Source organism: Spirosoma arboris (assembly GCF_009754945.1).
Classification (GTDB): Bacteria; Bacteroidota; Bacteroidia; order Cytophagales; family Spirosomataceae; genus Spirosoma; species Spirosoma arboris.
In genome coordinates this window covers 96,307-116,372 of sequence record NZ_WPIN01000003.1, presented here as the reverse complement: position 1 = coordinate 116,372, position 20,066 = coordinate 96,307, and the positions used below count along the sequence as shown (strand labels likewise).

15 protein-coding genes and 1 pseudogene are annotated in these 20,066 nt (G+C 47.2%); 5 read left to right on the top strand and 11 right to left on the bottom strand.

The annotated features are described in order from the left end of the window. Window positions 1-68 precede the first annotated feature (68 nt). Window positions 69-668 (top strand): annotated as a pseudogene (locus GO755_RS08245) (carboxymuconolactone decarboxylase family protein); the annotation flags it as partial. An 87-nt stretch (window positions 669-755) separates the two neighbouring features. Here GO755_RS08245 and GO755_RS08240 read toward each other — a convergent pair. The 7 genes from GO755_RS08240 to GO755_RS08210 all read right to left on the bottom strand — a co-directional run bounded on the left by GO755_RS08240 (window position 756) and on the right by GO755_RS08210 (window position 8,709). Continuing rightward, window positions 756-1,007 carry a hypothetical protein gene (locus tag GO755_RS08240; protein WP_157584278.1) on the bottom strand — a complete coding sequence of 84 codons (252 nt, stop codon included), beginning with the start codon at window positions 1,005-1,007 and terminating at the stop codon, window positions 756-758. A gap of 130 nt (window positions 1,008-1,137) precedes the next feature. Further along, window positions 1,138-1,371, bottom strand: coding sequence for a hypothetical protein (locus GO755_RS08235; RefSeq protein WP_157584277.1), 234 nt, complete (start codon window positions 1,369-1,371; stop codon window positions 1,138-1,140). 140 nt (window positions 1,372-1,511) lie between these two features. Next, window positions 1,512-4,295: a TonB-dependent receptor gene (locus GO755_RS08230; RefSeq protein WP_157584276.1), complete on the bottom strand. Its 2,784-nt coding sequence runs from the start codon at window positions 4,293-4,295 to the stop codon at window positions 1,512-1,514. Window positions 4,296-4,527: 232 nt separating this feature from the next. Further along, window positions 4,528-5,076: a hypothetical protein gene (locus GO755_RS08225; protein ID WP_157584275.1), complete on the bottom strand. Its 549-nt coding sequence runs from the start codon at window positions 5,074-5,076 to the stop codon at window positions 4,528-4,530. A gap of 331 nt (window positions 5,077-5,407) precedes the next feature. After that, window positions 5,408-7,645 carry a TonB-dependent receptor family protein gene (locus GO755_RS08220; protein WP_157584274.1) on the bottom strand — a complete coding sequence of 746 codons (2,238 nt, stop codon included), beginning with the start codon at window positions 7,643-7,645 and terminating at the stop codon, window positions 5,408-5,410. A 128-nt stretch (window positions 7,646-7,773) separates the two neighbouring features. Then, window positions 7,774-8,019, bottom strand: a complete 246-nt coding sequence (locus GO755_RS08215) for a hypothetical protein (protein WP_157584273.1) — start codon at window positions 8,017-8,019, stop codon at window positions 7,774-7,776. A gap of 141 nt (window positions 8,020-8,160) precedes the next feature. Then, window positions 8,161-8,709 (bottom strand): hypothetical protein, encoded by a 549-nt coding sequence (locus GO755_RS08210; protein ID WP_157584272.1) that lies wholly within the window; start codon window positions 8,707-8,709, stop codon window positions 8,161-8,163. Between the two features lie 273 nt (window positions 8,710-8,982). Here GO755_RS08210 and GO755_RS08205 point away from each other — a divergent pair, with 273 nt between their 5' ends. Then, window positions 8,983-9,372: a hypothetical protein gene (locus GO755_RS08205; RefSeq protein WP_157584271.1), complete on the top strand. Its 390-nt coding sequence runs from the start codon at window positions 8,983-8,985 to the stop codon at window positions 9,370-9,372. A gap of 113 nt (window positions 9,373-9,485) precedes the next feature. On the opposite strand, the gene GO755_RS08200 is transcribed toward GO755_RS08205, so the two are convergent. The 4 genes from GO755_RS08200 to GO755_RS08185 form a co-directional block, all read right to left on the bottom strand. Next, window positions 9,486-11,489 carry an alpha-L-arabinofuranosidase C-terminal domain-containing protein gene (locus GO755_RS08200; protein ID WP_157584270.1) on the bottom strand — a complete coding sequence of 668 codons (2,004 nt, stop codon included), beginning with the start codon at window positions 11,487-11,489 and terminating at the stop codon, window positions 9,486-9,488. A 159-nt stretch (window positions 11,490-11,648) separates the two neighbouring features. Next, a complete protein-coding gene (locus GO755_RS08195) occupies window positions 11,649-11,873 on the bottom strand; it encodes a hypothetical protein (protein ID WP_157584269.1) in 225 nt (74 codons plus the stop codon). Window positions 11,874-12,013: 140 nt separating this feature from the next. Next, the gene (locus tag GO755_RS08190; protein WP_157584268.1) at window positions 12,014-13,318 is read right to left on the bottom strand and encodes a serine hydrolase domain-containing protein; all 1,305 of its coding nucleotides are present in this window, start codon (window positions 13,316-13,318) and stop codon (window positions 12,014-12,016) included. 79 nt (window positions 13,319-13,397) lie between these two features. Beyond that, complete coding sequence (locus GO755_RS08185) at window positions 13,398-14,699, bottom strand: spinster family MFS transporter (RefSeq protein WP_157584267.1); 1,302 nt, start codon at window positions 14,697-14,699, stop codon at window positions 13,398-13,400. A gap of 395 nt (window positions 14,700-15,094) precedes the next feature. On the opposite strand from GO755_RS08185, the gene GO755_RS08180 reads away from it, so the two are divergent. The 3 genes from GO755_RS08180 to GO755_RS08170 all read left to right on the top strand — a co-directional run bounded on the left by GO755_RS08180 (window position 15,095) and on the right by GO755_RS08170 (window position 20,046). Then, window positions 15,095-15,361: a hypothetical protein gene (locus GO755_RS08180; RefSeq protein WP_198174782.1), complete on the top strand. Its 267-nt coding sequence runs from the start codon at window positions 15,095-15,097 to the stop codon at window positions 15,359-15,361. A gap of 49 nt (window positions 15,362-15,410) precedes the next feature. Then, window positions 15,411-15,698, top strand: coding sequence for a hypothetical protein (locus GO755_RS08175; protein WP_157584265.1), 288 nt, complete (start codon window positions 15,411-15,413; stop codon window positions 15,696-15,698). Window positions 15,699-15,837: 139 nt separating this feature from the next. Continuing rightward, window positions 15,838-20,046, top strand: coding sequence for a hybrid sensor histidine kinase/response regulator (locus GO755_RS08170; RefSeq protein WP_157584264.1), 4,209 nt, complete (start codon window positions 15,838-15,840; stop codon window positions 20,044-20,046). Window positions 20,047-20,066: the final 20 nt, after the last annotated feature.

Sequence of the window (20,066 nt, the reverse complement as noted above, 5' to 3'; positions counted from 1 at the left end):
GGCCCGATCGGGCCAGAACAAGCTCAATCTGATCCTGACGTTTTTTTAACGAATTAACAGCAAACCTAAACAGATCAATGGCACATATTCAATTGCCCGAAGGCTTTCCCGGCATTGCCGGTTTAATGGCTTATAGTCCCGAAACGGCTAAACCACTTAACGCACTGGTCCAGGTACTACTTCAGGATGCTAACACCCTGTCTCCTGGCGAGCGGGAGCTAATCGCGACTTACGTATCGTCTCAAAATGACTGTTACTATTGTCAGACCATTCACGGCGCTGTAGCTGCTCGTCATTTGGATGGTAATCAGCAGTTAGTCAATGAGGTTAAGCAGAATTTCCTGTCGACAGACTTATCGGATAAAATGAAAGCGTTGTTGGGTATCGCTGGCAAAGTCCAACAGGGAGGTAAATATGTACAGACAGAGGATATAGAGCGGGCGCGAAGTGCAGGGGCTACAGATCAGGAAATTCATGATACAGTGCTGATTGCAGCTGCATTCTGTATGTACAACCGATACGTAGACGGGTTAGCGACCTGGGCACCTCAGGATCAGGCGATTTACCAGGAACGTGCTAAAAACATCACAGAGAAAGGCTATGGCCGTTTTCCTAATAACTATGCCGTAAAGCAGGAAGTAAGCGTAGCTGCCGATGCTACACTATAACTGATCAAAGAAGTTTCAATTCTAAAATCCACGGCCCAACTCCTAATCTAGGAGTTGGGCCGTGGATTTTAGTAGAGCTACAATTTTCTACTTTGTCAGCAGACTTAAGATCGTTTCCTGATTAGACAGGATAGCGTCCAGGGTTTGCTGATTTTTGAGAATTGTCAGTTGATTGCCTAAGATGCTATCCTGATTGCTAATAATGATGTGCTGATTGCTTAGGATTGAATCCAGGCTATTCTGATTGTTGAGGATCGATTCCTGGTTTTTGAGAATACTTTCCTGATTGGCCAGGATAGATTCCTGGTTCTTCAGTACTTGATCATTTTGGGGTTCCATTCTATATCTGATTTAGTTCAATGAATTAATTAGAAAAATTCAAGCACAAATATATCAATGCCATACTTATAGTAACGCGAATTTTTGGCGTGAACTAGTAACTGGTTCAGGCTGGATTTTGTCCGATGACTCAACCAACGATTTGGAATGAGTTTGCTGGGGAGTATGATGTAGCCACTTCTGGAAGCGTCTGGTCAGAAAGGGTAATGCCACACAGACCATAAATGGAACCAGCAGGCAGGTCAAACAAAAAGTTCGGGCCACTACTGGCCAGTGTGATGTAAAAGGTAATTGGGTCAGCCCGTAGGTTACTAGCGTGCTGCCGGGAAACATTGCGGACCAAACCAGTAGCGACATCTTCCACTTATTTGTTTTCATGGCGTCTCAGTTTAATTGGTACTATTTGGCGGTATAGGAATAGGATAAAATCATAAGTTTTTGAGGATGTCCCCACCGCTTAAAACCGGTGGGGAACATAAACTACCAACCTATGAATTGTTTTGATTATCGCATTAATTGGTCGAAGGTGAGTGTTAAGTAATACAACCCACCTACTGCCGGGGAGCCATAAGCCTGCACCACGTAATTATTGGTCAGGTTGCTGGCGCCAAGTTTAACCGTCGTTTTGAGAGCTGGCAAGCGATAGTTCACCTGGGCATCAAGTAGCGAGTAAGCCGGTATGCGACCGGGTAGATTCTGCGTAAACGTACCGTACCAATCGAACGCTTCCTGCCAGTGCCAGGCCAGGCTGAACCCTAAACGGTCAGTCAGTTTGTCGTTGCTCAAAACAGCATTGGTTTTGAATCGGGGCGTATTAAAGGCCGGAATGTTGTTGGGATTGGCATCCAGAATATTAAACTGTGCCCAGGTCAGGTTCGCGTTCAGACGATAGCCCCTATTTAGAAATGTTGTTAACCCGGCACTCGCTCCATCCGTCGAAACGCGGTCTGCGGCATTCGTGTAAAGTTGAAACGCCTGCCGATTAGTCGCTGTCAGCACATCACTTGCAGCAGCCGGATTTATCGTACCATCGGCCAGCAATACAGGACTATTTGGCCTGATTACCACTTGATTAATTAAGAAGTTGCGATATTGTCCGTGATAGTAACTAACATCGATCAGCACCCGATTTCCCAGCAATCCCTTATAACCCACCTCGAACGATTGCGACTGCTCAGGTCGGATGTAAGCGACGTTTGACTTAACCAGTTTGTCTTTGTTGGCAGCTACTGCTTGAGGAAATGGTGTACCCGCTGCTACTGCCTGCCCAAAAGCAGCTCCAAATGCCCCAACCGAGGCCGCCGTGAAGGAGTTTTCGTAGGCATTCAATCCTGCTGAGTTGCTCGGAGCTCCTCCTAAAATGATAATCGGGCCAACATTCAGCTTAATGAATTGATCGGGTACCGTCGGGTTACGGAAACCCGTCTGGTAACTAGCCCGGAAATTGTGTGATTCGTTGGGGGAAAACACGGCCGATGCTCTGGGCGTGAAGTTACCGGTGAAGTTCTGGTTTTTGTCGTAGCGACCCGAAACGGTCAGTTTCAGGCGATCACCCAGTAAGGTTTTTGATGCCTGGATAAACGCGCCAAATTCATTGACCCGCACTTTATTCACTTTGTCTTCGAACAGGGTTCCGTTCGTTTCCATAGCGTAGTGACGCAGGTTTCCACCCACTTGCAGGCTGATCACCTGAATGTGGGGGGCAAAGTCATATAATCCTTCCAGATGATATAACTTACTCTGACTCAGCACACCGGCGCCCTGTAAACCAGCAATGCCGATGTAGCGATCTTTCTGTTGGTTAAAATCTGCCGAACCTGGCAAATACCGACCCTGATCGGCAAAGGCGCGGGCTGTCACATCGCTACCTCCTGAAACACCATTGATTGTTCCGTTATAAGCCGCCCCATAGCGGGTAAACCAGGTAGCGTCGGCCTGGTCGGGCGAGACGACATTACCACTCAGATCGCGTACCCAGGTTCGGTTGATGAGTTGCCCCAGCGAACGCGTATTATAGGAATGATTGGAGTTCTCAGCGGTGGAGTACCCCCGGATGAAAAAGTTACTTCCCTTAAGTTCGAGTCGATTCTGAGTTAGCTGAAAGTCGTTGAGCATGAACCGGCTACTTCCCGTGTAATTGGCCGTTCCCTGACTGAAATTCAACGCATAGATCGCTTCGATGTTCTTGGTGATCCGGTAATGTACTGCTCCGTTCAACTTCAGGCTATATACGTCGTAGTTGGTCAGATCGCGCTCGGCATAACCCGTACGCGACACACGTCCAATACCCGGCAATGTCTGTGCTACTTCGTCGCCATAGATGTTCAGTATGTCGCGACCCGGATTGGTACTGCCTCGCTTTTCGGGCGCTGTGTTCGGATCGATATCGGTGTTATCAGATGCGTACCAGTCACGCCCTTTCAGATACGACGCGTTTAGTTTAAACGCAAATCGATTGCCGAAGGCCTTGGCATAACGTATTGACGTTTCCGTAAATGGCTTAATACCATCGCCTGTTGGATCACCAACATGGTTGATACCCGTTTTCTGCTGAATACTCAGCCCCTGATAATCAAATGGGCTTTTGGTTCGGGTGTAGAGCAACCCATTGAACGCCACTGGCCCGTAAAGAGCTGATGCGGAACCCGGAATTAACTCTGCGGATTCGACGTCTATATCCGAAACACCGAACAGATTCCCAACGGCAAAACCCAGTCCTGGCGATTGGTTATCCATACCATCAACGAGTTGGAGAAAGCGGCTATTGCCTGTCGAGTTGAAGCCGCGGGTATTGATCTGCCGGTAGGTCAGTCCACTGGTGACCATATCGACGCCTTTGACATTATTGAGCGCTTCAAAGTAATTGGCCGAAGGTGACTGCCGAATAGCGTTAGCATCGAGTTTCTCAATACTGACAGGCGAGCGCAATAGACTTTCTTCTACTCTCGATGCCGCCACAACTACCTGATCGAGCAGTTCAGATGAAGGTCGGAGTGCTATCGTTAGGGGTTGATCATTGGTAATGGTTATCTCTTGGCGGCCGTAGCCGATCATAGAAATCAGCAGGGTTCGTGACGCAGTTGGGGGAACACTGAGTTTAAAATTACCAGACCCGTCGGTGACGGTGCCTAATATGGTTCCTTTGATCTGAACCGTGGCTCCACCTAATGGTTTGGCCGTTTCGGCATCACTAATGACACCTGTAATAGAACGATTTTGTGCTGAGACAATACCAATATGCCCTAGCAGACAAAAGAGGAAAACTATAGGAAGATAAAATAATTTCATTGATTATGTAAATTGATGGGTACAGAGAAACGGCACGAGTCATTACCTCGTGTGGTGATCTAAATCCAAAGTGATTTTGAGGCTGACGCAGATGCATAGCCTAAACCGAGCTGATGATAGCTTATGACTTACTACCGACAGCCCGTAAAAACAATAGAAGAGAAGTATAGCCGTATCGACAGAGTTCTACCAGCAGCATTCGCTGAAGCAGGCATACAGACGTAACTAGCCGTTAAGCAGCCCATTCGGGCGGGGGGGAGTGAATTGGCGCGGAGCGCGTAATAAAGGCAAAGGATGCATTGGGAATCCGAATGGATTGGCAACCTATGCCAGCCAAAAACTGGAGTACTGTAGGTGAACTGGGTGAATATTCTTTGAGCAGAAATTTCAGCAGTTGATTGGCTTTATGCCCGGTATTCGATGAGGCCGTGAGGTGATCGTTAAGAAAAGAGAGCAGATCGTCTTGCCAGAACGAGCGGCTAGGCGTTTCGAGTCCAGCAATCAGAAGCGAACCGCCTTTAACCTCTAAACTAACGACATTATAATAGTGCCCCCGGTAACGAAATCCATCCTCTGTGGTGCGCGCAATTGACTTACTGTCAGTTTGATCCGTTAGAGGAATCTGGAACTCTACGATGCTATCAACCGAACGGTACACGAGCAATCGCTCAGACAAGTCATTCTCAGCTTGCCACCAACCACCAATACCCACAATGGCGCTGGCCAGTGTGTGGCATAAGAAGAGGGCAAATAAGCCAATTGAGACTCGTTTCTGTACCATGAGGATACGTGATTACAAGCAAAGATAATTACTGGGATGAATAACAACCAATAAAGTAGCATTAAATCTTGGAATTGTTGAATCCTATAGCGCTAATCCATTCGTGGCGTTACTCTCACCACTATTCACAGTTATACCGTTCGTGTTGGTATTTGGGTTTTTTGTGTTCGTAGCCGATTGTGCCTGAATAGTACTTAGGACAGCAAATATCATGACTACCATTTTTAGAGGATTACTAATTCACTCGCTATCCAATAAATAACAAGTGGAGGTGCAGGCTACTGATGATCAGTAGCCTGCACCTCCACTTGTTAACTAATATGACATCCGGCTATAGCGTTAGCCCAACTGTTAATTGAGCACTACGCCCATCGGAAGGCCATACACCAGGACCCGGATAGAACGTAGGGCGCTTGGTGAAGTACTGCTGGTTCAGGATGTTATTGATACTTCCCCGAATGGTTAGTAGTCGTTTGATGCGCCACGTGCCATTCAGGTCCACCAGACTATAGGCGGGAACGGGACCAACCGCACCATTGGCTGATGGAACTGGGGTATTCAATGGATCGGAAAACGTTTGGGCAACATAACTGTATTGCAGCGTTAAGCTAGCCGAACCATAGCGAGCAGTTACTCCATTCCGAGACGTCCAGCGAGGAGCCGACTCCACCTGATTGCCCGTCACATTTCGGTTTTCTGTTCCCGTCGAAACACGGCCATTTATGTAGCGAGCGTTGTTAAAGGCGGTTGAGGTAAAGCCGCTGATCAGCAACTTTTCGGAGCGAAATAACTGGGTTTCAATCAGCGCTTCAACCCCGGTACTCCGGCTATCACCGATGTTCGTCCGAAGGATGTAATTAACTCCATCGCCATCCGGATTTGTCAATAGAACGGTTCCCAACCGATTGCGATACAGCAGATCGAAGATAGTCACATTCACATGTAAACCCTGCCAATTGCCTTCGAGGCCAATTTCAGCGTTGTAGCCATACGCATCCTTCAAATTATTGTCGATGCGCTCATAAACCGATGCAGGAATAATATCCTTAAACACGACTGGCCGATAGGCCTGCGCCCAACCACCATACAGCTTCACTTCATTCGAAAGCTTGTACTGTGCATTGATGCCCAGCAACGCAAAATGGTGGCTGATGTCCCTTGGTAGATTGGCGTTATCATAATAGGAGATCGTACCACGCATCTCGGTCTTTCCGCTTTCGACCCGAATACCCGGTGAAACCGTCAGGCGATCCGTCAGATAGAAGTGATTTTCGGCAAAAGCAGCAAAGTTCTTCGTTCGGTAATGCAGATCCCGTTTGAACGGAGCGGTCAGGGTAAGATCAAAATCGCTGCCCGTTGTCCCAACGCCCAGTTGCTGACGATGCAAATCGGTACTCATCAATTGAACACCTGCGGCTAAAGCTCCTCCAATACCCCCTATTGTATACCGATGTAGTATCCGGGCTTCGGTTGTATAGCTATTGAAGTGGTCTACGTCAACCTGCCGGTTTCTATAGAGGCCTGTAGCCCGGTTGATTGTGTCGGGGATGGTAGCAAAGGCGTCGATCTGAACGCTATTTCGAGCCCCTAAGACTGCTGAGTTTGTCCAGAGCAGACTAGTCCGATCTGAGATTTTCCAGTTCAGTTTCAGCGATGGAATGTAAATATCCGGGTTGAAATAGTTGCGGCTCCGGGTTGACTGACGTGGGTCCTGAGCAAACATTGCATCCGTTAGCGGGCCAGGAATATGGTAGGTGTACGTCGAACGCCCTAGTTCTGCCGTTATCCCCACGCGTTTCGAAGCCTGATACTGCAGCGTACCGAACTGTGCTTGAGCGTCAGAGTTGCTATTTTGCCGGTATCCATCCGAATGACGCCGGTAATAATAGGCATAGTAGGTCCACTTGCCAACACGGCCACCAATCGCATTGTAGGTACTCCGCAGGCCATAGGTGCCAACCGAGTTAATCGTCTCAAAGCCAAATCGGCGCGTAGTATCAGCCTTTTTGGTCACGTAATTGAGCATACCGCCAAATTGCGCTCCGTATTGCAGCGAGCCCATTCCCCGAACAAACTCAATCCGCTCCATACTCTCCATTGGGGGCGAGTAATGGCTGGCTGGGTAGCCGTACATATCCGAGTTGGTGATGACCCCGTTCTGGCGAATGTTATTTTCCCATGATCGGTGAGGATCTAGTCCTCGCGTCGAGATATTGACCTGATTCCCAGTGCCATCCATGTCGTAAATAAATACGCCGGGAATACGGGCAAATATTTGCCGGGGGTTCTTTTCGGCAACATTGGCGTCAATCTCGGAGATTCGAATGACTTCACTTCGTTTGCCACCCATTAGGTACGTACCATGCACTTCGGGCAGCGACTCAACGACGATTGAGCGTGCACCCTTCACCGTAACGGCGTTTAGCGTACGAGCACGTAAGGAGTCGCCAGCGGGTTTGTCTTGACCGATGGCAACGGATACGGGCTGAATGAAGGCAATATAACCCAGCAGACTCGCGACGAGAAGCCTGAGGGGGTCTTTTATAAACAGTAACAAGAGTTGCTTCATGAACAAATGATTTATTGATATTGATTTATTTTACTAAGAGGGCTCGAATGATGCGCATCATCAGGACGATTTCGAGATGAAAAACACGTAGTTAGCCCCTAAACTCCCCTGTGGCGCGTAACCAGCCATCAAAACATCCCAGCTGACGAAGTATCGTCAGGCCGGCTAGCCATTCGTTGCTGGTGCTGTTCTATAGCGCGATCGACATCGGCCTTAAACTGGGGATTTTGGTCTTCCCAACTAGCTAAACAGCTAAAAAACAATTCCCGATTGGATGGGTGTTTAGCCCACTCAGCAATGAATTGCTTTTCTAAATCCGTTGCACAACCCGCAAAGTAAGCGAAGAGCAATTGGTTCGTGATTGGAATAGACATAGCACCACCGATCGCCAAAGCGACGGGTTTGAAGATAAGGCATAAAGAACCGAGGGCATAGCTGAGAGCTGCCCTAGCTAGATGCAACAAGCCAATACCCAGAATGACTGGTCTGGACTAACGTGTTACAAAAGAAAGTGACTATACTTCGGGCGGAGGAGAATGCACAGGAAGGGCGCGCGATGAAAACCTATGAATCGCATTTGGAATGCGGCAGGCTTCCTGGCGGCTCAGAGAGAGAAAACGAAAAACGACTCGCGGATTTGGCGAGTATTCCTTCAATAATAATTTGAGAAATTGATTGGCTTTTCGATGTGAATCGGCTGCACCCGAGATATGGTCGTTGAGGAACGACAACAAATCAGCCTGCCAAATCGAATGGTGTTTACGTTTAAACTCTATTCCTACAATGAACAGCGTATCGTCACGGATTTCCAGGCTCACTACATCGTAGTAATGTCCATGGTATCTGAACCCATCCTCAGTCGTTCGGGCAATTGAACGGGCATCGTTTGATTGCCCGATCATAGGAACCTGGAATTCAATCAGACTATCCGTTGCCCGATACACCAACAGCCGCTCCGACAAATCAGACTCTGCCAGCCACCATATACTCACATACGCCAGCACATAGCTCAGCATATGATAGAGTAACAGCAGAAACAGACCGATAGAAACAGCTTTCTTCATTTATTGCTAAAAGTAAACGCACCCCAAAAATAATACCAAATTACCAAAAGAGTTGGCATCAGCGGCTAAATCTGGGTTGAAAATTCATATTCGAATGACTGTTTCAAGGCAAAAAACACGTAGTCATTCGTACTGTCAGGCTGGTAGGTGGGTGAAAACCTCAACCTAACGGCGAGTAAAGTGATGGTTCAGCAGACTTTTGACAGTCGTATAGTCTCCCAATCCAGGTAGTATACTGTTAGCCAGAATAAGAGGAGCTCTCTGTTGTATGTAATGAAAGTAAGCTGTTTCTTTCTTTTTTTGTTGGTGCTGGCTTGCCAAAGCGGCAACCACAATGACCAATCCGAAGCCAATGCAGTTCATGATCTGCTCATTGACCGTGTATTCTGGAAGCCTATAGCTACACAAGGTCACCCAGATTCGCTGGTAAATCAGCACAAGTTTACCATTACGAATACCTCAAACCAGCATAGCTACAATCAGATACAGGTTTGCTTCAATTATTACGATGCCAATTACCACCGCATCGACTCGGCGAAATACGTTGTTTCTCAGCGAGTGGAGCCCCGATCTGCCGTTACAATCAATCAGGTGCAGATGGGGGAAGTTAATCCCGCTACCAGATCATCAACCGTAACCGTTGAACGAGCCGAGTCAAACTAACGATGTGTTGTTCTAGTTAAATTCCGATAATCACTTGGAATGGATATATGGGTCAGAAATTGCCCCATAAGGCTATACCCTCCGATGCAGTTGCGCCCATCTTGAGGTCAATTCTAACTCGATAACTTCACCCGAATAATTGTCAACGAATAAGGTGTCAACTCAACCTGGATTGCTTTGGGCTGGGTGGGGAGCGTCGTTTCTGCGGGAATCACGACCCTGGGTGACAAAAACGTATTCTCTGCTTCCAGACTGTTATGGCGCAATGTCAGCACGTTGGCTGTTGGGGCTATTTTTTTTACCCCTTCGAGCTTTATTTCGGCCGATTGAGCTTTATCGGCGGTATTCACCACTTTCAGAATTAATTCCTGCGTGGCTTTATCGATAGTTGCCGATGCATACAAACTATCCTGTCCCGTGGCAGGCAGGCTATTTTTGTAAAGCATAGGTACTACCACGCTTCCTTTGTTGGTAGCATACAGCTTCTGCACATAATAATTGGGCGTAGGCATCACACTCAGGTTATCGAACCAGATTAGGTCGGGCTTCCATTGCCAGCCATCCACATGGGCCAGCAGCGGAGCATAGGAGGCTAGCTGAACGATATCGGCATTCCGTTCAAGTCCCGTCATGTAGGCTGCTTCTGTTAGAGCCGTCCGCCAGGTGTTTTTGTTATTCAGATCAGTCATACCCACACTTTGGGCCGCATATTCACCCACAAACACTTTCGTTTTAGACGTTCGGTCGTAGGTGTCATACCGCTTAGCGTTCTGCAAAAACCATTGGGGAACACTGTAATTGTGTTCGTCAACAATCTCCACATTCAGTTTTCGTAAGGCGACATTGGTCGTATCGAATACTTCTCCCGCCGAAAGCAGGCCTGTACTGCCAACCAATTTGATGGTAGGGTACTGCTTTTTTACTGCCTCCTGAAACACTTTAAAGCGTTCGAGGTAGGGGCTCCCGAAGTTCTCATTGCCTACGCCCAGCATCGTTAACTGAAAGGGAGCCGGATGACCTAAATCGGCTCGTAGCCTGCCCCATTTTGTTTCCTGACTGCCATTGGCAAATTCGATCAGATCCAGAGCATCCTGTACATACGGGTCCAGGCTTTCCACGGGTGTCAACTCGGCCGTGTTAACCTGGCAGGCCATGCCACAATTCAGGATAGGCAACGGGGCGGCACCCAGATCTTCGCAGAGCTGGAAGTACTCAAAGAATCCCAGACCAAAGGATTGAAAATAATCTGGTACGGGTCGAGCCTGCACTTCATTATTCCACCGGTTGATGATGAGTTTTCGATCCTCTAGCGGGCCAATCGTTTTTTTCCACTGATAGCGTTGGGCCAGGTCCCGACCTTCGACGATACAGCCACCGGGAAAGCGAATGAAACCAGGCTTCATATCGGCTAACAACTGCACCAAATCTGCTCGTAAACCGCCCTTACGGCCTTTCCAGGTGTCGGTAGGAAACAATGAAATCATATCCAGATCCAACACGCCATTGCCTTCAAACCAGAGTTGTAATTTGGCTTTGGGTTCAGTTGCCTTAGCCGTAAAACTCAGTTCACCTTTGTGCCAGCGGTTATCGGTTTGCGCAGGAGCTAACACACTAGACGCCAGAGTATCGCCTTTTTCGGTCACTAAGGCCACATGCAGTTTTGCCTTTGCAGTTTGCTGGCGATACAGCACCGAAAAATTATAGCGTAGATCCTTTTTGATACCCATGCCCCGGAATCCTTCATTTGTCAGGCCAAGCTCCCCTTTTTTCGTATGTTGAAGCGTGACGCGTATGAATCGTGGATTAGTAGCTGTTTTGTCGGGTTGGTTGAGGATTTGAAGCGCTGACCCGAAATAAAAGCCATACATCACGTCTTTGGTGCTGTTGATTTTCCAGCCCATCAGAGGAGCATCGAATTCAAAGGAGCGATTTTTAACTAATTCGGCATATAAACCTCCATCAGCTCCCAGGTTGATGTCCTCAAAGAATATGCCCCACATAGTAGGGGCAACTGTTGCGGTTGGTTTATTGGCTTGAATGGTAAAAACGACTTTGTTTTGCGCCCATGAACAAATCGGCTGCAACAAAAAAAATAATAACCCTACTACATAGCGCATACTTTTCAACTTGATTGAGTTCGTTAAAACTAGTTGGCTACGAGTAACCAGATACGATTCGGTCAGTGGCTTGATTAAAGGGAGATTTGCGCTAACACTTGTCAACAAACAAGGAGAGACTTTTTGGCCAGCTAAGCTCCCCAAACTAAAGAAATTTGATCAGGTTCCGGCAGGCCGCTGTGGCACGACCAATAAGCCTGTGTTAAGGTCATAGTACACGGAGGATTTACTCAGCATGTAGGCTGCAGCAAGGAATTCTTCGGGTGAGTTTATGGGTAATTTAAAGGGCGTGTCATGTTTTGCTGTCGTAATAACGATACGCCAGGAATCTGGCCGGTTAGGATTTATATCCCATTCCAATGAATAATCAACGACTTTTTCCATAGGTAGTCAATATAAAAATCAGAGTCCATTTTAAGAGTTGAAGATAGACGGAATTCTATACATTGGGACCTTAATTAAGGATAATATAATGTCAGTTGAAATTTCAATATGTCACTTACAGGAAAGCACTCACTTAGTTGTCAATCATTGAGCGCCTGATACACCAAAGGCTTAAAGGCTTTATCTGTATTAGATACATAAGGCCCCCACATATTCCGATAGATCAGTACCAGCATATCTTCTTTAGGGTCGACCCAGTAAGAGGTTGAAAACACGCCACCCCAGGAATAAGTACCAGCCTGACTGGGAGTAAATTTGCTTCCGTTTTCGGAAATAACTAAAAAGCCGAACCCAAATTTATTATCACTGGCATGGTCACCGATATTGGGGCTAAGGTCGCCAATTTGGTTCATAGTCATCAGGCGCACCGTATTGCGGGCCAACAGCCGTACACCGTTATATTCTCCGCCATTTAACAACATTTGCAGGAAAATAGCATAATCATAAACAGTGGTAGACATGCCACCACCACCCGAAAAATAGTCGTGTTTTTGAAGCGGATAGTTCATGTCGAGCGAGCCACCAAAAACAGATGCCTGCTTTTTGATCGTTCCGGTAGAATCACCCTGGAAAAAATTGACCAGTCTGGCGCCTTTTTCGGGTGGCACGTTAAAATAAGTATCTTTCATCCCAAGGGGCTGACAAATACGCTTCGTAAAAAACTCTTCCAGGTTCATACCCGACCACTTCTCAATTAAATAGCCTAATACGTCCATGTTCAACCCGTACTTCCATTGTTCACCGGGTTGAAAAAAGAGTGGCAGGCTACCCAGGCGGGTCATGGCGTCGGAAAGTTTTTGACCCTTAACACCAACCCCACCCGTCATGTAGCTTTTTGCATAAATGGCACTTTCTGCCGGAGGACCAATCGCTGGATAGCCCAACCCCGATGTATGAGTCAGCAGATCGCGAATCGTGACGGGTCGTTTAGCAGGAACGGTCGTATAGGTGGTGTCTTTTGCGTTGAAGGTAGCCAGTACTTTTTGATTGGCGAAGGATGGAATGAACTTGGAAACCGGATCGTCCAGCGAAAATTTTCCTTCTTCCCATAGCATCATTACGGCCGCGGTGGTGAGCGCTTTCGTTTGTGAGGCTACCCGAAAGATGCCGGTTTTGTCGAGTGGTGCTTTCGTGGTCGGGTCATTGTACCCATGCGCTTTATAGAAAACGATTTTACCGTGGCGGGCAATAAGAACCACCGAACCGTTCACCCATTTCTGGTTGACCCAAGCCTCCATACCTGCATCCAGGCGGGCAAGGCGGGCAGCAGAAAAGCCCCCAGCCGCAGGAGCCGCTTCAGTCAGGACTTTCGGCTGGGCTTGTACGGTAGTTGAGTAAACGATAAAGGCAAATAGACTAAACAGGGCGATTACGTAACGGATCATGGTATGTTGGTTGTCAAAAATAGACATGTAAAGGAATCGCGTAAGGGGTTATGATTCAGGTCAACGATGGGTCGAAAACCTATTGAGAGGTTGAACTCGTCAACCGTAAATCGACCGCCAGTTTGTTGGCTGCGATGAGAAAGAGGGTAGTCGATCCAAAACTTATAACGATTACAATCGACATCGCCCATCGTAGAGACTCATTACCCAGAGATGGAGCGAGCCAATCGCTGATTACTCCGACGGTCAATGGTCCGAAACCCAACCCCACCAAGTTGAGCACAAAAAACAGGATAGCGGACGTAAGCGAACGCATCGACGGCGGAACAAGGCTATGAGACACGGCAATAGAGGGCCCTAAATACAGGCTTTGAAGAGACGCAGTTAACCCTAAGCAGATCAGCGAATAGGTTGTATTCTGTAAGAAGAGAGCTCCAGTGACACACGGAATAGAGATGATAATGGCGTAAGCTGGAATTTTCAGGTACCGACTTTTATCTGTTTTTCCAAAATAATCGGTTAGCAACCCACCGGCATACGAACCAACTGCCCCACCAATACCGAAGATTGGACCGAGTAAAGCGCCTATTTCCGAATTCTTCATCCCGTGAAGCCTCGATAGAAAAGAGGGCGCCCAATTATTCACACCGTAGAGGCAAAAGACATGCAATCCTGTAGCCAGTGCCAGATAGACGAAGGTTTTGGTTGCATACAACCGCTTCAGCACCTCACGCAAGGAAGGCGATTCGATTGCCAGCGCGGGGTTTAGATCGGTTGCTCCACGACGAGGCTCTCTCACTAACGCATAAAACAGCACTGAAAAAATAATTCCAGGTAGACCCACCACAAAAAAAGCGGTTCGCCAGCCAAGATGCTGGTTCAGATAACCACCCATTAAAAAACCCGTCAATATCCCGAAATAAATGCCTGTTGAGTAAATAGAAAGGGCCGTGGACCGTTTTTCGGGCGGGAAGTAATCGGATATCATGGCATGAGCTGGAGGACTTCCACCTGCCTCCCCAACACCTACGCCTATACGGGCTAATAGCAGTTGGAAGAAATTTCGCACCAACCCTGAGCAGGCAGTCATAATACTCCATAGGCCCAGAGATGCGGCCACAATATTTCTACGGTTCGTTTTGTCGGCCAGGCGCGCAATAGGAATGCCCAGGGTAACGTAAAATAGAGCAAACGTAAATCCTGAGAGTAGCCCAAGCTGAGTATCAGACAAGTGTAACTCCTTTTTTATCGATTCCTGAAGGATGACAAGAAGTTGCCGATCAACAAAATTGAAGACATATACCAGGGTCAGCATCATCAGAACATAGTTCCGGTACAGGCTACTGACGGCCTCATTATTACTGGTTTCCCTGGTTTGCATAAAGGCGTTTAATTGGCGGTATTAGGGAGCTAAAAAAGCAGGATAGTTTCTATTGTATACTCTATATGACGGTTACAATTTTTGCGACATTACTGAACCTTAGAGCTTGATGGCTGTCTGAACGGGGGGAGCTTAGCTAGCCCAGGTGAAATCAGGGATCTGCAGGTCGTAGTGTTGGGCCATTCGGTTGTGGAAGGTGCGGTCGGGTTAGAGAGTGATCAACAGATGTGTGGTGTTAAGTATCCCCTTATTAGCGCCTGCTATTACCTCATATCGGCCAGCTAGATAGTATCAATAGTTGATACGTGGTCGCATAGCTACTTTTGTTCTACGAGCTAATTCATTATTCACTGTATGAGCTTTCTATCCACCGGCTCTAGTAACGACTGTTTAGTATGTCTATGCTGAAAATCTTCACCGTAATTAATGTCATCAATTGGGGGCTCATTAGTATATGGGGCGCCGTAGTGCTCTATTTCGCCTTTAATCAGACAGGACACTCTGATGCGGCAGGGCGGGGGCTGGAGACAGCCGTTCTGGGCGCAGGTATTCTGGTATTGCTCCTACTGATTGGTCTGAACCTGTTACCCTATCACTGGACAAAAATCATTGCCTTGCTTAGTAGTGGTTTACTTCTTTTCTGGCTTTACATCCGCGACTAGCCTTGATAATCAGGGCACGAATTAATTATCATTAAGTTACTTAAAGACTATGAAAAATCCAGCATCACATTGGTACGATGCCACCACAATCACTCCACCAGATATTAACGGCTCTTCCATCGTTGGCGGTAAGTGGGTTGAAGTGTCCCCTGGCAAGTCCATTCACTTTGATATTATCTTAAAAGCTAATGGCGACTTTGTTGTGGCTTGTGACAGGGATAGTCTGGTTGCCAATGGTTTACAATATAATGAACGCACCATTTACGCTCCTCAGGCACAGGCGATGCCATCCCAGATTATTTGGAGTATTATTCTAGAAGGTGTAAAACAACTTTAGCTTGGTCGGGGGCTTGCTGCTCTGAACTGGATGGATCTACTGTAAGAATTTTATTAATGTTACTTAACGTAAAATAAATATATAATATGTTACTATATTTACAAATAAATACCATATACCGTAATTTATACCGATTAGAATGCCAGTTCGTTTTATCTACTTACTTCTAATAGGGCTACTGATCGGCCAGGTGGCAAAGGCGCAGCGCCAAAATGTCCGATTTTCCCATTTGACTACCAATCAGGGACTTTCCCAAAATAACGTGACCTGCATTCTACAAGACAGGCGCGGATTTATGTGGCTAGGTACGCAGGATGGACTCAATAAATATGATGGTTATAGCTATACGCTGTATCGGAATGATCCCCAGATAGCCAGTAGTCTGGGACATAGCTATATTCATACCCTCTTCGAGGATAAACAAGGACGATTATGGGTAGGTACAGATGCAGGCGGGTTGAGCTTATTTGACCCGAATACAGAAAGTTTTACCAACTACCAGCATAAGCCAGGCAGTACTAATAGTCTTGCTCATAATAAGGTAATGGCGATTGCGCAGGATGCGAAGGGTTACTTATGGATTGGTACTGCTGGGGGCGGACTGGATCGATTTAACCCTGAACAGCAAACGTTTACCCACTTCAGTCATCAGCCAGGGGACACTACCAGCCTAAGCCATAATATAGTAAGTTCAATCTGTATTGACCGAGCCGGAACGCTTTGGGTTGGAACTACAGAGGGCGGCTTAAATCGGTTGAATCAGGCGACCAGCACCTTTCGTCATTACGAACATAATCCCGCTGATCCAAACTCATTAAGTCATAATAAAGTAAACATCTGCTTTGAGGATGCCAAAGGTCGGCTTTGGATCGGTACGGAAGGAGGTGGTTTAAATCGTTTTAATTCGACATTGGGCACCTTTACCCACTATCAGCGGTCGCTGGCCAAGCCTTATCAGTTAACCCATAATGACGTGGTTACTCTGGCAGAAGACAACGAGCAGAATCTCTGGATCGGAACGCGAAATGGCGGCATCAATGTGTTGCATACAAATGGTACATTCTCCTATTACACACACCAGGAAGCAGATAATCAAGGGCTTAATAACGGCTCTATCTATGCCCTTTACCGCGATCGTCAGGGAACGATGTGGGTGGGTACGTACGCGGGCGGAGTCAACAAACTGGATGGAGCACCCCAGAATTTTAACCTGTATCAACGCACTGGAATCAATATCAACAACCTCAGTAATAATAATATCCTCGCTATTCGGGAGGATAGACAAGGTGATTTATGGCTAGGCACTGATGGAGGTGGGGCAAACGTACTCAAAAAAGGGAAGTCAACCTTCAGCTCTTACATGCACTCGGACCTTAAGAATACGAGTATTGGCAGCAATTATGTACTGACTATTTATGAAGACGCCACGGGGCAAATCTGGACCGGTAATTTTAAAGGTGGATTAAGCGCTTTTAATCGGGCTACTGGTACCTTTATCGCCGTTGGTGACTTCAATGATCTCAGTATCAGTACCATTCTACAAGCCAGAAATGGAACGATGTGGCTCGGTACCTTTGAAGAGGGTCTCATTCAATACGATCAGAAGACGGGGGCTACAATTCGCTATCGACCAAGCAGTACTCAGGTGGGAAAGTTAAACTACCCCACAATTACAACTCTTTGGGAAGATCATGATGGCAATATCTGGATCGGGACAGAAGGTGGAGGAGTGAATGTATTCCATCCAGCTAAAAACACATTTACCCAGTATGTACATGATACCAAAAATCCCAAAAGCCTGAGCAACAATCTGGTCAATGTTCTGTTCGAAAGCGCAACTGGCGAACTTTGGATTGGTACCAATGGAGGCTTGAACCGCTTTGATGCCCATTCACAAACGTTTACGGTTTACCGTCAGCAGGATGGGCTGCCCAATGAGGTGATTCAGGGTATACTGGAAGATCATCAGGGGACGCTATGGCTTAGCACGAATAAAGGCCTGACGGCCTTTCATCCAAAGACCCATGCAATTCGCAATTTTGATCCAAGTGATGGGTTGCAGGGAAGCTCTTTTAACCGGATGGCCTGTTATAAAAGCCCTCGGGGACAATTGTTTTTTGGTGGCTTAAGTGGACTCAATAGCTTTTATCCAGATAGCCTGCGCTTTAATAAGTTTATTCCACCCGTGTACATCACCGATTTCCAGATTTTCAATAAATCGGTTCGGGTACAGGATGAGCAATCTCCGTTGAAAAAAGCAATCAGCGAGACTCGGGATATTACGCTTTCTTATGAGCAATCGGTCCTTTCCTTTGGGTTTGCAGCTTTGAACTATACGGTTTCCAGTAAGAATCAGTATGACTATAAACTCGAAGGCTTCGACAAGGATTGGATTAATGCGGGTACGAAGCGAACTGCGAACTATACCAATCTGGACCCCGGAGACTACGTTTTTCGGGTAAAAGCCTCGAATAACGATGGGGTCTGGAATGAGACGGGCACCTTTATAAACCTCCATATTATCCCTCCTTTTTGGCAAACGGGGTGGTTTAAAAGCCTGGTGGCTTTGATCTTACTGAGTTGCCTGTATACGATTTACCGGCTACGGGTCAGCAGTATTAAAAAGCAACAACTGTCATTGCAAAAACAAGTTCTGGAGCGAACTCAGGAAGTTACCCAGCAAAAGCAGGAGATTCTGGATCAGGCTATGCACCTGCAAGCTCTCAATGAGCAACTGGCCCAACAGTCGGCTCAGGAGCAACAGGCGCGCCTGGAAGCAGAAACAGCCAATAAGGCTAAAAGTGTATTTCTGGCCACCATGAGCCACGAGATACGTACCCCAATGAACGGGGTTATTGGTATGACTTCGCTTTTAGAAGACACAATTCTCTCCGATGAACAGCGGGAATATACCAATACCATTCGCAGTTGTGGGGAAAGCTTATTGGGGGTCATAAATGACATTCTTGATTTTTCTAAAATTGAATCTGGTCACCTCGAACTTGAACAGCAGGATATTGATTTGCGGGATTGCATTGAGGAAGTCCTGGATATGTTTGCAGGGAAAGCCGCCCAGATTGGTCTGGACCTGATTTATCAGATCGACTATCAAGTGCCTACTCAGATCGTTAGCGACCGTCTGCGCCTGCGACAAATTCTGATTAACCTGGTAGGGAACGCGATTAAATTTACCCAGCAGGGCGAAATCGTTGTTAGCGTTCATCTACTCAAGCACTTGCCTGATCAGGCCGTCGAGTTAGCCTTTGAGGTGCGTGATACGGGTATTGGCATTGCCGCTAACAAAATCGACCGTCTGTTTAAAGCCTTTTCCCAGGTTGACTCCTCGCACACTCGTCAATATGGAGGTACGGGTTTAGGTCTGATTATCAGTCAGCGTTTAATTGAACTGATGGGCGGAAGCATACACGTGGAAAGTGAACTGGGAAAAGGCACCAGCTTTCATTTTACCCTGCTGAGCCGGGTGAGCCAGGAGATCAGACAACACTATGTGTATGCCCATACGGCAGATAATGCGGGGAAATCGGTACTGCTCGTGGATGATAATCAGACGAATCGAACCATCCTGAAGGCTCAGCTCGAACAATGGCAGTTGAAGCCTACACTGGCCAGCTCGGGCCAGCAGGCCCTTGAGTTACTTGACCAGCGGGTCTTGTTTGATTTGATTATCACTGATCGCCAGATGCCGCAAATGGATGGCCTTGAATTGGCCAGTATACTAAAAGCAAGGCACCCTAACGTACCCATTATCCTGCTGAGTTCGATGGGGGATGAAAGTCGAAAAACGCATGCTGACCTGTTTGCGGCTATCCTGACGAAGCCTATCCATCAGCAGCAGTTAGCCCAATTGATCCAACAGGCTCTGAAATCGAATCATACCATTTCGCTGCCAGCCGTCGAGCGTCCGGAGTCAGCCTATAGCCTGACCTTTGCCCAGCAATATCCGTTACGAATACTTATTGCAGAAGATAGCCCCATCAATGTGAAAGTGCTGATGCGGGTACTCACTAAGTTAGGCTACTCACCGGCGGTGGCTAATAACGGCCAGGAGGCACTCGCGATCCTGCCTCAGGGATTTGATGTCATTTTGATGGATGTACAAATGCCCGAGATGGACGGCCTGACGGCAACGCGCCTAATTCGTCAACAAGCTATTCCGCAACCATGGATTATTGCCCTGACGGCAAACGCAATGCAGGAAGATCGGGAGATTTGTTTAGCCGCAGGTATGAATGAGTACATAACCAAGCCGCCCATTCTTGCTCTACTGAAGCAATCTCTCCAGGAGGCAAGCCACTTTAGTAGTCAACAAAAAATGGTTATAGAATGACCCTCTAAATGGTTGTTGAT